Raw genomic sequence first — 14,635 nt, 5'->3', positions numbered from 1 at the left:
GCCCGTTCATGACCGCTTCGGCTTGGCCCTGACGTGCATGCGTTCCCCCTGCGGCCCGAACAGGCTGAGGAATTCGACCGGCTCGTCGCCGACGGGGCCGAACCAGTGCGGGAGCCTGGTGTCGAATTCGGCGGCCTCCCCGGGGGCCAGGACCATGTCGTGCTCGGCGAGCTTGAGCCGCAGCCGGCCGTTGAGCACGTACAGCCACTCGTATCCCTCATGGGTGCGCTGCTCGGGGGCCTCGGGGCAGGCCGCCTCCTGCACGACCTTGTACGCCTGGAGACCTCCAGGCCGGGCGGTCAGCGGCAGGAAGGTCTTCCCGCCGTGCACGATCGGCTTCGCCTTGACCCTCGGATCGCCGACCGGAGGGGCCCCGACCAGATCGTCGAGCGGCACCTCATGGGCCCGGGCGATGGGGAGCAGCAGTTCCAGGCTGGGGCGACGCCCACCGGACTCGAGGCGTGACAGGGTGGAGACGGAGATTCCGGTGGCCTCGGACAGCCCCGCGAGCGTCACACCCCGGTCCTTGCGCAGCCGCCGGAGCCGCGGACCGACCCCGGTGAGCACGGCGTCGAGTTCGGGGTCGTCCTGATTCTGTTCCTTCATGGCATCCATTGCAGAATCAGCAATCCCGTTTGTCAATCAGGTGCCCGCGCCCCGAGGCGGCAGGCCGACCGGCGGCCTCGGTGACGGGGGACGGCCCCGGCCCGGGCGCGAAGCAGGCAGGCCCGAGCCGGCCGGCGGTTCAACGGGCGAAGACCTCGAAGGTGACGGCCGGACGGCCGCCGAAGCGTTCGGCGGCCGCTCCGGCGGCGCCGGTGAGGAACGCACGGCAGTACGCCTCCGGGTCCTCCTCCGTCAGCACCTCGATGTAGGTGCGATGGGCCAGCAGCGACTGGACGGAACGCTCGAACCCGGAAGTCGCGTCGACCGCATGGGTGGGACGGTCGGTACCCGCTACGGCGATCCAGCGCACCCCGTCCCACGGTTCCAGGCCCTGCTCGCGCAGCTCGGGGAAGATCCAGCGGTTTCCCGCGTCGCCCGCGGCGTCCAGGGTGGCGCGGCCGACCGCTCGGTGGTCCGGGGTGTTCCAGGCGACGCCGCCCCAGGTGTCGCGGTGGTTGAGGGTGATGAGCAGTTCGGGCCGGTGGCGGCGGACCGCGGCGGCGATGTCGCGGCGCAGCGCGGTGCCGTACTCGATGACGCCGTCAGGGTGGTCGAGGAACTCCACGGAGGCGACGCCGACGGCCGCGGCGCCGGCCCGCTGCTCACGCTCCCGCAGCGGAGCGCAGACATCGGGGGCGATCGTGTCGATCCCCGCCTCACCGCGGCTGGCGAGGAGGTAGGTGACCTCGCGACCCTCGTCGGTCCATCCGGCCACGGCTGCGGCGCAGCCGTATTCCAGGTCGTCGGGGTGGGCGACCACCGCCAGCGCACGGCGCCAGTCCGCGGGCATGGGTTCCAGCTGCTGTGTCATGTCGGGCAGGTTATTCGGCGAACGCAGGCGGATGCGTGCATTCCGGAAGCGGCTCGGGGCAGGGGCAGGGAGTTGCTCCGGTCGGACGTGCCGTACGACCGGCCGCTCCACCAGATATACCCCTACGGGTATTATCGGGGTACCGAGGTGAGCATCACCGCGGACCGACCCCGCTCCGGCGACCGAAAGGATTCCCGCCCGTGATCAGCCCCGCATCCCTCTCCCCCTCCGAGGCCGCAGCCAGGCTGGAGGACTTCACCGTCATCGACGTCCGGGCTCCCGGCGAGTACGCCTCCGGACACGTGCCCGGCGCCCTGAACGTTCCGCTCGACCGGCTCCCCGAGGCGGTGCCCGCCCTGAAGTCGGCCTCCGCACGCGGCTCCCTGCTGGTGGTGTGCGCATCCGGCGTGCGGTCCACCAGGGCGTGCGAGATCCTCGCCGACGCCGACATCCAGGCCGCGACCCTGTCCGGCGGGACCTCCGCCTGGGAGGGCGACGGCCATGGACTGGACCGTCCGGTGGGCGCCCGGGCGACCTGGCCGATGGAACGCCAGGTGCGCCTCGCCGCCGGGTCCCTCGTGGTGGCCGGCCTGGTGGCCGGCCGACGCCTCCCGGCGGCGCGGTGGCTGTCGGCCGGCATCGGCGCCGGTCTCGTCTACTCCGCGGTGAGCAACACGTGCGGTATGGCCGCCGCCCTCGCGAGGCTTCCGTACAACCGCGCCCCGCAGTCGGCGGCCGGCCTCGACGCCACGCTGGACGCCCTCCAGGGCTGACGGGTCCGGCGCGGCGGAGGCTAGCGGTCGCTCTCGCCCCTCACGAGGGCGAGCAGCCGGTCCAGGACGTGGGTGCCGCCCGCGCGCAGGCCGTCGTGCTCGTACTCACTGGTGACCCATGTACGCAGACCTCGGATCGAGGATGCGGTACGCAGCGCGTGGCCGGTGTCCACGTACATGTCGTCGTGGTAGACGGCGGCGGCCACCGGAACCTCGTTGGCCGCCAGCCGCTCGGCGTCGTACAGGGGCGGCCAGTCCGTCCGGGCGGCGAGCAGCTCCGCCGTCTCGCGCAGGGGGCGCAGCGCGGGGTCGACGTCGAAGTGCCAGGGGTGGATGCTCTCCCCGGTGAAGAACACGGGGCCGTCGCCCGCCAGTGCGGCGGTGGCGTCGAACTGCGGGAACTCGGCGCGGACGCGTTCGGCCGCCCAGTCCGTGGGCCGCGCGCCCTGGCCGTAGATCGCCTCGTGCATGAGGGCGTACAGCGGGTGGCCCGCGAACGAGGTGGCCGTCCGCACGGCCTCCTGGAAGGCGTCGGACAGCTCGGCCCCGTGCGGGCCCTCGACGAAGGCGTTCTCCAGCAGGTAGTGCAGCTGGTGACTGCCGCCGCCGGAGCCCAGCATGATGCCGAGGGACTGGAACGCCTCGGGTGTCAGCGTGTACCCGGCGCCGTCCGGGCGGTGCTCGGCGAGGTAGGCAGCAATAGCGCGGGCACGCGCGACGTCCTGCGGGTAACGCCCGTAGTGCGCGGCCACCTTCCGCTCGATGCGGGGGTATCCGGCCCGGTAGACGTCGTCGGCATGCGCGTCCAGGGAGGGCAGACCGCCGGTGATCAGGACGGCGGCCAGCCCCTCCGGGGAGGCCGACAGATAGCGGACGGCACAGAAGCCGCCGAAGGACTGCCCCAGGACGGTCCAGGGTGCGCCACCGGTGAGCCGGGGGCGGATCAGTTCGCAGTCGCGGACGATGCTGTCGGAACGGAAGTGGGCGAGGTAGTCGGCCTGTGCGTGCGGGCCGCCGCGCATCGGCAGGGTCTGCCGGTTGGCTGGGGTGGACAGGCCGGTGCCGCGCTGGTCCAGGAGCAGCACACGGAACTCACGCACCGCCCGGCCCAGCCATGCCTCCGCACCGACGAAGCGGCGCGCGCCGAAACCGGGGCCGCCTTCCAGGTAGACCAACCAGGGCAGGTGTTCCGCGCCCCTGTCGCCGGCCACCGCTTCACGGCCGAAGATCTCGATCTTCTCGCCGTCCGGGTCGTCATGGTCGAGCGGGACCGTGAACCATCGGTCGGTGAAGACGACGCCGGGCTGGCGATAGCTGCTCAAAGAAACTCCCCTGTGTCCGCTGTTTCCCGGACAGTTCAGCACATCATCGAATTGCGACCGGCCGCACCCCTGACGCATACCGCCCCGGGGGCCGCGCGGAGCCACTGGCCGCCGCGCACCCGGCACCACCGACGTGGTGGCACGCGCGCTGTATGCAGCTCGCAGTGAGTGACAACAGCACCGGAGGCGCATTTACCGGCGTTTGCAACTAACCCGCGTACGCAATTATTGTGGTCGCCAGTAACCATCGTGCGCGGATCGACCGGGTCCGACACCAGTGAGAGGCGCAGCCATGTCCACGGTCCCCACCGTCACGCTCAACAACGGCGTCACGATTCCGCAGCTCGGGTTCGGTGTCTTCCAGGTCCCCGACGACGAGACCACCGCCGCGGTCACCGGCGCACTGGAGGCGGGATACCGCTCCATCGACACCGCAGCCGTCTACGGCAACGAGGCGGGCGTGGGCCGCGCGCTGGCCGAGTCGGGGATTCCCCGCGAGGAGCTGTTCGTCACGACGAAGCTCTGGAACGCGGATCAGGGGCACGAGGCCACACTCGCGGCTTTCGACTCGAGCCTGAACCTGCTCGGCCTCGACCATGTGGACCTCTACCTCATCCACTGGCCCGCTCCGGCCCGTGACCTGTACGCCGACACCTGGCGAGCCCTGGAGAAGCTGCTGGCCGACGGCCGGATCCGCGCCGCCGGCGTTTCGAACTTCCAGCCCGCGCACCTGCGCCGGCTGCGGGAGGAGAGCCCCCTCGTCCCCGCCGTCAACCAGATCGAACTGCACCCCGGGCTCCAGCAGAGCGAGCTGCGCGCGATGCACGCCGAGCACGGCATCGTGACCGAGGCCTGGAGCCCGCTGGCCCAGGGCGCCCTGCTGGACGACGGGACGATCCTCTCCGTCGCCGGGCGCCACGGGAAGACGCCGGCCCAGGTGGTTCTGCGCTGGCACCTCCAGATCGGCAGCGTCGTGATCCCGAAGTCGGTCACCCCCGCACGGATCCGGCAGAACATCGACGTCTTCGACTTCGAGCTCTCCGCCGCCGACATGGACGCGATCGCGGGCCTGGACCGCGGCATGCGCACCGGCCCCGACCCCGACACCCTCAACTGACAGGCCGTGACGTCCCGTTCGCGCGCCGGAGGCCGGGCATCGAGCCGGACAGGCGCCTCACTCCTGCCCGGCCGCGTCCCACGAACACGGCCGGGACGACCAGCAGGTCACCGGCCACGCCGGTAGCTGCTGCCGTCCCTGGGCCGCTCCAGCAGCCCGGCGACCACGAGGTACCTGCGCAGGGCGGAGCAGTCCTCATGCACCGTGAGCAGAGCGTCGTTGACCTCGCGCTCCGTGTAGACGCGGTCCCGTTCGAAGAGCGTGTGCGCGAGGTGCTCCAGCAGCTGCTCACGGCGGGCGGGTTTCCGGGGGATCGCCGTCAGGCGCCCACCCGAGAAGAGGGCGGCAACCTGACGTGAACCGTGGGCTCGGGTCTCGGACATGCCGGAAGACTCGCAGCAGCCGGTCGGACCGGCAAGGCGTTTTCCCGCGATGCGGGAGCCGGTTGACGTTCGGGCAGACCGCCGTACGGTGTGACCATTCATTCACCTGACGACCCAAGGCGGTTCCACATGGCCCTCTTCGACCTGCCTCTCGACGAACTGCACACCTACCGCAGCCGGTCGGTGGAGCCAGAGGACTTCGACACGTTCTGGTCGGACACGCTCGACGAGGCGAGAACCCACGATCTGGATGCCCGCTTCGAGCTGCGCGCAGGCACGGGCCTCGTCACGGTCGACGTGTACGACGTGACGTTCGCCGGCTTCGGCGGTCACCCCGTCAAGGGCTGGTTCGTACTTCCCGCGGGGACCACCGAACCCCTCCCGGTGGTCGTGGAGTACATCGGCTACGGCGGAGGGCGGAGCCTGCCTCACGCGCACCTGCTCTGGGCCTCCGCCGGAATGGCCCACTTCGTGATGGACACCCGCGGCCAGGGCAGCGGCTGGGCCCCGGGCGACACCGCCGACCCCGTCGGCTCAGGCCCCTCCCTGCCGGGATTCATGACCCAGGGCATCGAGGACCCGGCCACGTACTACTACCGCAGGGTGATCACGGATGCTGTGCGCGCGGTGGAGGCGGCACGCTCGCACCCGCTGGCCGACGCGTCGCGGACCGCCGCGATCGGCGCGAGCCAGGGCGGCGGCCTCGCCCTCGCGGCCGGAGGGCTGGTGCCCGACCTGGCGGCCGTCGCGCCGGACGTGCCGTTCCTCTGCGACTTCCCCCGGGCGACCCGGATGACCGACCGCAAGCCGTACCGCGAGATCGGCGACTACCTCAAGACGCACCGGGGCCGGGCCGAGCGGACGGCGAGGACCCTCGCCTACTTCGACGGGGTGCACTTCGCCGCACGGGGGCGGGCACCCGCGCTGTTCTCCGTGGCCATGGAGGACCTGACCTGCCCGCCGTCCACCGTGTTCGCCGCGTACAACGCGTACGCACACGCGGACAAGGAGATCGAGGTGTACGACTTCAACGACCATGAGGGCGGAGGCCCGTTCCAGCATGCCGTGCAGCTCAGGCGACTGCCGCGGCTGCTGAAGGCCTGACGCACGCACGCCGCCGGGACCCTTGACCCGCCTCACGCGCGGAGCCTAGGTTTCCCGGGAGAAAGCGCTTGCTGTCCGGCGGGCGCCTCTTTCTTCAGCCGAAGGGGTGTTTGTCACGGCCAGCAATACTTCGCACCGGGAGCCGGTGCGGGTCGCGATCGTCGGCACGGGTGCGATCGCGCGTGGCAGTCATCTGCCCGCGCTGACCGCCCTCGCCGCCGGGCAGCCGTTGGAGATCGTCGCCGCGGTCGACGTGGACGCGGCGGCGGTGACGGCGTTCTGCACCGACGCGGGGATCGCGCACCCGTACACCGACCTCGGCCTGATGCTCACCGAGCAGCGCCCGGACCTGGTCACTCTCGCCACCCCGCCCCGCTTCCACCGCGACCAGACCGTGGCCGCACTGCGCGCCGGGGCCTGGGTGTGGTGCGAGAAGCCGCCCTGCCCGTCGCTGGAGGACTTCGACGCGATCGAGGCGGCAGAGGGCCCCGACGGCGCCGGTCCGCACGCGGCGATCGTGTTCCAGCACCGCTTCGGCTCGGGATCACGCCACGTGAGGGACCTGCTCGCCGGACAGGCCATGGGCCGGCCGCTGGTGGCCCACTGCCAGACGACCTGGTTCAGGGACGAGGCGTACTACTCCGTTCCCTGGCGCGGCACATGGAGCAGCGAGGGCGGCGGCCCGTCGATGGGGCACGGCATCCACCAGATGGATCTGCTGCTCGATCTGCTGGGCCCGTGGGCGGAGATCCGCGCGATGGCGGGGCGGCTGGTCCACGACGTCGAGACGGAGGACGTCTCCACCGCGCTGATCCGTTTCGGGAACGGCGCGTTGGCCACGGTGGTCAACAGCGTGCTCAGCCCGGACGAGGTCAGCCGGATCCGGATCGACTGCGAACGGGCGACGGTCGAGCTCGTTCATCTGTACGAGCATCGCAACGCGGACTGGCGGATCACACCGGCCCCCGGAGTCACGTCCGAAGAGGCGGACGTCTGGCGGGACTTCGGGCCCGATGTGCCAAGCTCGCACGAGGCACAGCTCAAGGGCCTGCTGGCGGACCTGCGGGCCGGACGCAGGCCGCGGAGCAGCGGCACGGACGGCCGCAAGAGCCTCGAACTGGTCGCCGCGCTGTACAAGGCGGCCTTCACCGGGTCGACCGTGCGGGCCGGGGAGATAGGTCCCGGCGATCCCTACTACGGGGCGCTGCACGGCAACGCTCCCGGCTGGGCCCCGGAGCACCGGGAGCGGTCGGCGGAGGTCCCGGCATGAATCGGACCGTGGAGCTCGCGCACCGGCACGGTGACCACCTCTCCGTCACGGCGACGGGAAGCGGGGTGGAACTGCTGCGCTACGTCTACCGGGCCGAGGACGCGTGGGAGGCCCCCAAGCCCTACATCCATCCGCTGCGCACACTGTCCGGGCGGGTGGTGACCGGGTACCGGCCCAACGACCACCGCTGGCACAAGGGCCTGCAGATGACAGCCTCGCACCTTTCGGGCGCGAACCTGTGGGGCGGCAACAGCTATGTGCACGGCGAGGGGTACTTGGCACTCCCGGAGCGCGTCGGGTCCATGGCGCACGCCTGTTTCGACGAGGTGTCGGTGCACGACGACGGGGTCAGGTTCTCGGAACGGCTGACGTGGCATCCGCACGGCGGGGAACTCTGGGCCGAGGAGACGCGTCGCATCGAGGTCCACGACGTCGATGCCGTGACCGGCAGCTGGGCACTGACGTGGTCGTCCGCGGTCACCAACCGGCGCGGGGAACCGCTGCGGTTCGGCAGTCCGACGACGCACGGCCGGCCGGCCGCGGGGTACACCGGCCTCTTCTGGCGGGGGCCGCGCGCCTTCCGGGACGGACGGATCATCGCCCCGGACGCCGAGGGGCCGGAGATGATGGGGCAGCAGGCGCCCTGGCTCGCGTACAGCGGTGAGCACGACGAGGCGGACGGGCACGCGACGCTCGTCTTCGTCCACTCCCCCGAGAACGACCACACCGGCGCACACGGCACGCATCCGGCTCACTGGTTCGTGCGCAACTCCAGCTTCGCGGCTGTCGCCCCCTCGTTCGCCTTCCACGAGGAGCTGGTGCTGGCCCCGGGGGCGACCCTGACCCGCCGATACCGGGTGCTGGTCGCCGACGGGGCCTGGGAGCGCGACCGGATCGCCTCCGCGGTCGGGGGCCTGTCCTGGTAGCGGACCGGACCCGGGCAGCAGGTTCCCCCGCATGCTCCGGCTCCGGCCGATCCGCTCCCGGGAGTGCCCTCAGTCCTTCGCGGCCGCGGAGAGCACGAAGACGGGAATCTCCCGGTCGGTCTTGTCCTGGTAGTCGGCGTAGTCGGGGAAGGCCTCGACGGCCCGGCCCCACCAGAGGGCCTTCTCCTCGCCCGTGACCTCGCGGGCGACCATGTCGTGCAGCGCCGTCCCGTCCCGCAGCTCCACCTGCGGGTCGGCCTGCACGTTGTGGTACCACACGGGGTGCTTGGGGGCTCCGCCGAGGGAGGCGACCACGGCGTACTCACCGTCGTGCTCGACCCGCATGAGCGGAGTCTTGCGGAGCTTGCCGCTCTTGGCACCGCGCGTCGTGAGAAGGATGACGGGCATGCCGCGCAGGGTGGTCCCCTGCGTACCGCCTGAGCTCTCGATGAGCTCGACCTGCTCACGGACCCACGTCGTCGGGCTCGGCTCGTACTCGCCCTCGATCGGCATGGCAACTGTCCTCTCGTCGGAGTGGTGCGGTCGTGTGCCCATCATGGCTGCGCCGTGGACCGGGAGCCTGCAGAGACACCGGCGTACAGCCTGCCCACCAGCCGTCGTCTCATTCCCTGGACCTGCGTGAGACGGCGGGGGCGGCCTCCACTCACGGAATCCAGCCCCTTACGGGCCGATACGTCCATATATTTTCGTAAAATCCACTCGCCCCGCCCCGGAGACTCGCGCGCACAGGCCGTACCGTAGGGGCAGCGGAGTAAGCCAAGCCTTACCCCGCTGTACTCTGCCCTTGGTCGTCCGCCCTAAGGAACAACACTCCATGACACGCCCCGTCCGCGTCGCCATCGTCGGAGCCGGTCCCGCCGGAATCTACGCAGCGGACGCGCTTCTCAAGTCCGAGGCCGCCCAGGAGCCGGGCGTATCGATCGACTTGTTCGAGCGCATGCCCGCTCCCTTCGGCCTGATCCGGTACGGAGTGGCTCCGGACCACCCGCGGATCAAGGGCATCGTCAAGGCGCTCCACCAGGTGCTGGACAAGCCGCAGCTGCGGCTCTTCGGCAACGTCGCCTACCCGGACGACATCTGCCTGGACGACCTGCGGTCCTTCTACGACGCCGTGATCTTCTCCACCGGCGCCGACGCCGACCGCGCCCTCGACATACCCGGTATCGAGCTCGGGGGTTCCTACGGGGCGGCGGACTTCGTGGCCTGGTACGACGGGCACCCCGAGGTCCCCCGCACCTGGCCGCTGGAGGCCGAGAAGGTCGCCGTGCTCGGCGTCGGCAACGTGGCCCTGGACGTGGCGCGCATCCTCGCCAAGACGGCGGACGAGCTGCTCCCGACCGAGATCCCCGCGAACGTCTACGACGGGCTCAAGGCGAACAAGGCCCTGGAGGTGCACGTCTTCGGACGGCGCGGGCCCGCCCAGGCGAAGTTCAGCCCGATGGAGCTGCGCGAGCTGGACCACTCGCCGAACATCGAGGTAATCGTCAACCCCGAGGACATCGACTACGACGAGGGCTCGATCGCAACCCGGCGGGAGAACAAGCAGGCCAACATGGTGGCCTCGACGCTGGAGAACTGGGCGATCCGCGACGTGGGCGACCGCCCGCACAAGCTGTTCCTGCACTTCTTCGAGTCCCCGGTGGAGGTCGTCGGCGAGGACGGCCGCGTCGTCGCCCTGCGTACCGAGCGCACGGAACTGGACGGCACCGGCAACGTCAAGGGCACGGGCCGCCACACGGACTGGGACGTTCAGAGCGTCTACCGTGCGGTCGGTTATTACTCGGAGGAGCTCCCGAAGCTGCCCTTCGACGTGGTCTCCGGCACCGTCCCTCACGCGGCCGGACGTGTTCTGGCCGGTGACGAACCGATGCCCTCGGTGTACGTCACCGGGTGGATCAAGCGCGGTCCGATCGGCCTGATCGGCCACACCAAGGGCGACGCGAACGAGACCGTGGCCTGCCTGCTGGAGGACCACGCCGCAGGACGACTGCCCGCCCCCGCGCAGCCCGGGCCGGACGCGGTCGTGGACTTCCTGGAGCAGCGCGGTATCCGGTACACCACCAAGGAGGGCTGGCACCGGCTGGACGCCCACGAGCAGGCGCTGGGCGCCGAGCAGGGCCGTGAGCGCGTCAAGGTCGTCGAGCGCAGGGCGATGCTGGACGCCTCCGGGGCCTGACCCCCGGCCGCAGGCACCGCGCCCCCGTACCCGCGTCGAACGGGCACCGGGGGCGCGGTGCTGTCCGGAGCAGAAAAGCGCGCCTTGGGTGCCGGCGCGGTCGGCCGCAGACCTGACCGGTCCTGCGCGCCATGCCGCCCTGCACCGGCTCCCGGTGAGCGGGAGGCTGACACTCCGAGGCCGTAGACTCGCCCAATGGCCAAGTACTTCGATGTGCACCCCGAGAACCCGCAGCGCCGCACCATCACCAACGTGGCCGAGAGCATCCGGTCCGGCGCCCTCGTCGCGTATCCGACCGATTCCTGCTACGCCCTGGGATGCCAGCTGGGCAGCCGTGACGGGATCGACCGCATCCGGTCGATCCGTAACCTCGACGACCGGCACCACTTCACCCTGGTGTGCCAGAACTTCTCGCAGCTCGGCCAGTTCGTCCAGGTCGACAACGACGTGTTCCGCGCCATCAAGGCGGCGACGCCCGGGAGTTACACCTTCATCCTCCCCGCCACCAAAGAGGTGCCGCGCCAGTTGCTGCACCCGAAGAAGAAGACCGTCGGCGTCCGCATCCCCGATCACACCGTCACGCAGGCGCTTCTGGCCGAGCTCGGTGAGCCGCTGCTGTCCAGCACGCTGCTCCTGCCGGACGAGGAGGAGCCGCTGACGCAGGGCTGGGAGATCAAGGAGCGTCTCGACCATGTCGTGGACGTCGTGCTCGACTCCGGTGACTGCGGGACCGAGCCGACCACCGTCATCGATTTCTCCGGTGGCGAGCTGGAGGTCGTACGCCGGGGGGCCGGCGACCTGACGCGGTTCGAGTAGGACACCGCTCCTCACGGTCACTCCGCGCTCGCGGCGTCCTCGCTGAGATGCGCGCACCCCCGGGTGCCTGGTTCGGTGGAGGGGTCCGCTCCGCCCAGCGCCAGGGAGTGATCATGAGCGAGTCAGAAGATGTCCGGGGCCGTCTCCAGCAGATGCGCGGCCGGGCCAAGGATCTCGAGAAGGCCGCCGAGCAGGCCACCGACCCTGCGGAACGGCGGCGTCTCAAGGACGAAGCACGCCGACTCGAATCTCAGAGCGTGCAGGTCAGCGGCATGGCGAGCGGGGACATCTACCCCATGGAGTAACCAGCGGCGCGGCTTCGCGGTCGACTCCGAACTCCTCGGGGAGCCGGCTTCCACGCCGACCGTGACCGTGTGTGCCACGGCTAAGTGACGAGCGGTGACCGGCGCGGTCCGCTTCCGGTGGGGCTCGTGGCCAAGTGGCCGGGGCCTGATTCTGCTCGTCCGGGGTGGTGCGGGTGCGATGGTGCGCGGGGGCGGCGCCACTGCGGACCCGGTCTCCATGGCCCTGCTGGTCGTGCTGGAGACGCTGAGCCCGCTGGAGCGGGCGGTCTTCGTGCTGAAGGAGGTCTTCGCCTTCAGCCATGCCGAGATCGCGGAGGCGGTGGAACGTACGGAGCCGGCGGTCCGGCAGGCGGCGCACCGCGCCCGCGAGCACGTCCGGGCCCGTCGGCCTCGTTTCACCGCGGATCGCGCCGGCCGGCGTGAGGTCACCGAGCGCTTCTTCGCGGCGGCGACGGGCGGCGACATCAACACCCTCATGGAGGTGCTCTCCCCGGACGTGACGCTGTGGACGGACGGCGGCGGCAAGGTCCGCCAGGCCCTCAAGCCGGTCGTCGGGCTGGAGACCGTGGCCGGTTGGTTCGCCGCGCTCGGCACCGTGACCTACCAGGGCGTCGATCCCGGGCAGATGCGGGCGGAGATCACCTGGATCAACGGCGGCCCGGGGGTGGTCTTCCGCGGACCGGACCGCGTGATCGCCACGATGACCTTCGACTTCGACCCCGAGGGCCGCATCTCGACCATCCACAACGTGGCCAACCCGGACGAGCTCCGCGCCGTCGCCGTCGCCGACGGCACTCGGCACGAACTCTGGTGAGCCGCCCGATCGTTGTCGTCCACCGGCCGGACTCGACCGGTACACGGCCGATCACCCGCAGGAATGCCCTGTTGCGCCGGCCCCCATGATCAACCCCCGGGAGGGCTTCTGGAACCCACACTCGGGAGGCCGCGGGACCGCGCCCCGCTTGCCCTCTCCGCCGACCGATGTTAAGACCGGAAATGAGGCGACATGCGGTGGATACGCGGAGGGCGGGGCAACGGGCTTCCCCTCCCCCGTCCCGCTCTCCGCTCGCGCTCCGCGAAGGGGGCCCGGTGACGTACATGAGATGGCAGGCGTTCCTGGAGGCCGTGCAGGAACGCGGCGCCTATCCATCGGCCCTGGAGGCGGAGCGCGCGTCACGCGTGGTGCTGGCACTGCTCGGAGCGCATCTGGTCGGCGAGGAGCGCAACGAACTGGCCGCCCGGCTCCCCGAGACGTTCGCGCTCGTTCTCCTGAACCCCCTGCAGGCCGCCGAACCACTCAGCTCCGAGCGGTTCGTACGCGCGGTGTCCGCCTGGATCGAGGGCGCGAGTGAGCGGACGGCGGCCTGGGACACCGGCGCGGTGCTCAGTGTGGTGGCCGACGCCTCGGGTGAGGAACTGCTTCAGCGCCTCCTGCTGCAACTGCCCCCGGGGTACGACCTGTTGTTCGGGCACCCCGGAAGCGACCGCTCACTCAGCTGATACCCGCGATACCCGCGAGCCGCCGCATCGAGTCCACCAGCGCCTCACGGTCGTAGGTGCTTGTGGTGACCAGCACCTCGTCCGCACCGGTCTCCCTGACCACCGCCTCGATTCCTGCGGCCACCGCGTCCTCGGTCCCCGCCAGATGTCCGCGCAGCCCGTCCTCGAACAGCGCGCGCTCCTTCTCCGTCATGGCCAGAGCTTCGATCCGCTCGGCCGGGGCCAGCGGCGGGAACGTGCCGTGGGTGCGCGCGTACGCCATGGACCAGGCTTCGGGAATCAGCAGTCGCCGCGCCTCCTCCTCGGTGGCGGCGACCGCCACGGTCCCGGCCACGATCACATAGGGCTCAGCGCCCCACACCGAGGGCCGGAAGTCACTGCGGTAAGTCTCGACCGCCCGGATCAGCTTGTCGCGGCCCCGGAGATCACCCACGACGAGCGGCAGACCTGCCCCGGCGGCGATGGCGGCGCCCCGGCCGGTCGCCAGGACGTAGGGAGGGATGCGCAGCCCCTCGGCCGGAAGGGCATGGACCTGGGGGTGGGTCTGCTGGGTGCCGTCCAGCCATCCGAGGACCTCGGCGAGCTGCCCGGCGAAGGCGTCGGCGTCCTCCTTGTCCCGGCCGAGGGCCCTGCGGATCCCGTCGGTGAAGCCGACCGATCGCCCCAGCCCCATGTCGATCCGGCCCGGGAAGAGAGAAGCGAGCACCCCGAACTGCTCGGCCACGACGAGAGGCTGATGGTTCGGGAGCATCACCCCGCCGGTCCCGACCCTGATGGTGCAGGTCGCGGCCGCGACGGCGGCGGCCAGCACCGTCGGCGCCGAACCGGCCACGCCGGGAACGCTGTGGTGCTCGGACACCCAGAAGCGGTGGTAGCCGAGAGCCTCGGCCGCGCCCGCCAGTGCGACGGTGTCCCGCAGCGCCTGCGGGGCGTCGTGACCCTCGCGGGTGCGGGAACGGTCCAGGAAGGAGAAGCGGGTCGATGCGTTGGAAGAGCTCACACACGGTTCAACGCCGCGGGCGCGGCCAGATTCCCGGGCCGCCCGGAACTCAGCGTCCCGAGGCCGCCGCGGAGGTCTCGGCGGGCATGTCACGAAGTCCGAGCCGCAGGTGCTCGACGTGATAGAGGGCCTGGTCGAGGAGTTCGGCTACGTGATGGTCGTACAGGGAATACACGATGGAACGCCCTTGACGCTCGCCCGCGACCAGCCCCAGGTTCCGCAGGAGACGCAGTTGGTGGGAGCAGGCCGAGGGCTCCATCTCCACCGCCTCGGCAAGGTCGCCGACCGCGCAGGGCCCCTCCTGGAGGCGCGCCAGAATCCGCAGCCGGGAGGGCGTGGCCAGTGCCTGGAGGGTCGAGGCGACACCCGCCGCTCCCACGGCGTCCAGGCGCTCCCGGGTGGTGGCGGTGCTCTGCTCGTCGCGTCCGTGACCCATGACGCCCAT

General features: G+C 71.1%; 16 protein-coding genes and 1 pseudogene. 10 read left to right on the top strand and 7 right to left on the bottom strand.

The genetic code is table 11. The annotated features are described in order from the left end of the window. Positions 1-6: 6 nt before the first annotated feature. Together ABZ441_RS22895 and ABZ441_RS22890 are read right to left on the bottom strand one after the other, a co-directional pair. The gene (locus ABZ441_RS22895; RefSeq protein WP_358977261.1) at positions 7-606 is read right to left on the bottom strand and encodes an XRE family transcriptional regulator; all 600 of its coding nucleotides are present in this window, start codon (positions 604-606) and stop codon (positions 7-9) included. Positions 607-745: 139 nt separating this feature from the next. Further along, positions 746-1,477: a PIG-L deacetylase family protein gene (locus ABZ441_RS22890; RefSeq protein WP_358977259.1), complete on the bottom strand. Its 732-nt coding sequence runs from the start codon at positions 1,475-1,477 to the stop codon at positions 746-748. Positions 1,478-1,677: 200 nt separating this feature from the next. Between ABZ441_RS22890 and ABZ441_RS22885 the strand changes: the two genes are divergently transcribed. After that, a complete protein-coding gene (locus tag ABZ441_RS22885) occupies positions 1,678-2,250 on the top strand; it encodes a rhodanese-like domain-containing protein (protein WP_358977257.1) in 573 nt (190 codons plus the stop codon). A 20-nt stretch (positions 2,251-2,270) separates the two neighbouring features. On the opposite strand, the gene ABZ441_RS22880 is transcribed toward ABZ441_RS22885, so the two are convergent. After that, entirely contained in the window at positions 2,271-3,572 is a 1,302-nt protein-coding gene (locus tag ABZ441_RS22880) for an alpha/beta fold hydrolase (RefSeq protein ID WP_358977255.1), read from the bottom strand. Positions 3,573-3,864: 292 nt separating this feature from the next. On the opposite strand from ABZ441_RS22880, the gene ABZ441_RS22875 reads away from it, so the two are divergent. Then, positions 3,865-4,689: an aldo/keto reductase gene (locus ABZ441_RS22875; protein ID WP_358977252.1), complete on the top strand. Its 825-nt coding sequence runs from the start codon at positions 3,865-3,867 to the stop codon at positions 4,687-4,689. A 107-nt stretch (positions 4,690-4,796) separates the two neighbouring features. On the opposite strand, the gene ABZ441_RS22870 is transcribed toward ABZ441_RS22875, so the two are convergent. Then, positions 4,797-5,072, bottom strand: coding sequence for a DUF2087 domain-containing protein (locus ABZ441_RS22870; protein ID WP_358977249.1), 276 nt, complete (start codon positions 5,070-5,072; stop codon positions 4,797-4,799). Positions 5,073-5,201: 129 nt separating this feature from the next. Between ABZ441_RS22870 and ABZ441_RS22865 the strand changes: the two genes are divergently transcribed. From ABZ441_RS22865 to ABZ441_RS22855, 3 genes are all read left to right on the top strand, one after another. Beyond that, positions 5,202-6,176 carry an acetylxylan esterase gene (locus ABZ441_RS22865; protein ID WP_358977246.1) on the top strand — a complete coding sequence of 325 codons (975 nt, stop codon included), beginning with the start codon at positions 5,202-5,204 and terminating at the stop codon, positions 6,174-6,176. Between the two features lie 106 nt (positions 6,177-6,282). Beyond that, positions 6,283-7,446: a Gfo/Idh/MocA family oxidoreductase gene (locus ABZ441_RS22860; RefSeq protein WP_358977243.1), complete on the top strand. Its 1,164-nt coding sequence runs from the start codon at positions 6,283-6,285 to the stop codon at positions 7,444-7,446. Further along, a complete protein-coding gene (locus ABZ441_RS22855) occupies positions 7,443-8,372 on the top strand; it encodes a PmoA family protein (RefSeq protein WP_358977240.1) in 930 nt (309 codons plus the stop codon). The genes ABZ441_RS22860 and ABZ441_RS22855 overlap by 4 nt, the downstream gene beginning before the upstream one ends. Positions 8,373-8,441: 69 nt before the next feature. On the opposite strand, the gene ABZ441_RS22850 is transcribed toward ABZ441_RS22855, so the two are convergent. Beyond that, the gene (locus tag ABZ441_RS22850; protein WP_358977237.1) at positions 8,442-8,885 is read right to left on the bottom strand and encodes a nitroreductase family deazaflavin-dependent oxidoreductase; all 444 of its coding nucleotides are present in this window, start codon (positions 8,883-8,885) and stop codon (positions 8,442-8,444) included. A gap of 322 nt (positions 8,886-9,207) precedes the next feature. On the opposite strand from ABZ441_RS22850, the gene ABZ441_RS22845 reads away from it, so the two are divergent. The 5 genes and pseudogenes from ABZ441_RS22845 (at position 9,208) to ABZ441_RS22825 (ending at position 13,190) form a co-directional block, all read left to right on the top strand. Then, the gene (locus ABZ441_RS22845; protein WP_358977234.1) at positions 9,208-10,569 is read left to right on the top strand and encodes an FAD-dependent oxidoreductase; all 1,362 of its coding nucleotides are present in this window, start codon (positions 9,208-9,210) and stop codon (positions 10,567-10,569) included. Positions 10,570-10,764: 195 nt separating this feature from the next. Continuing rightward, on the top strand, positions 10,765-11,385 hold the full coding sequence (locus ABZ441_RS22840; protein WP_358977231.1) for an L-threonylcarbamoyladenylate synthase: 621 nt from the start codon (positions 10,765-10,767) through the stop codon (positions 11,383-11,385). Positions 11,386-11,498: 113 nt separating this feature from the next. After that, positions 11,499-11,690 (top strand): DUF6381 family protein, encoded by a 192-nt coding sequence (locus ABZ441_RS22835; protein ID WP_358977229.1) that lies wholly within the window; start codon positions 11,499-11,501, stop codon positions 11,688-11,690. Positions 11,691-11,892: 202 nt separating this feature from the next. After that, positions 11,893-12,504 (top strand): annotated as a pseudogene (locus ABZ441_RS22830) (sigma factor-like helix-turn-helix DNA-binding protein); the annotation flags it as partial. Positions 12,505-12,788: 284 nt separating this feature from the next. Beyond that, positions 12,789-13,190, top strand: a complete 402-nt coding sequence (locus ABZ441_RS22825) for a DUF2267 domain-containing protein (RefSeq protein WP_358977359.1) — start codon at positions 12,789-12,791, stop codon at positions 13,188-13,190. On the opposite strand, the gene ABZ441_RS22820 is transcribed toward ABZ441_RS22825, so the two are convergent. After that, positions 13,183-14,190, bottom strand: coding sequence for an MsnO8 family LLM class oxidoreductase (locus ABZ441_RS22820; protein WP_358977225.1), 1,008 nt, complete (start codon positions 14,188-14,190; stop codon positions 13,183-13,185). The two genes, ABZ441_RS22825 and ABZ441_RS22820, sit on opposite strands and share 8 nt — an antisense overlap. Before the next feature lie 49 nt (positions 14,191-14,239). Next, a complete protein-coding gene (locus tag ABZ441_RS22815; RefSeq protein ID WP_358977222.1) occupies positions 14,240-14,626 on the bottom strand; it encodes a metalloregulator ArsR/SmtB family transcription factor in 387 nt (128 codons plus the stop codon). Positions 14,627-14,635 lie beyond the last annotated feature (9 nt).

Source organism: Streptomyces sp. NPDC005752 (assembly GCF_040630715.1).
In the GTDB taxonomy this organism is placed as follows: domain Bacteria; phylum Actinomycetota; class Actinomycetes; order Streptomycetales; family Streptomycetaceae; genus Streptomyces.
Note: the sequence above shows the minus strand (reverse complement) of the source record. Positions and strands in the feature narration are given on the sequence as shown.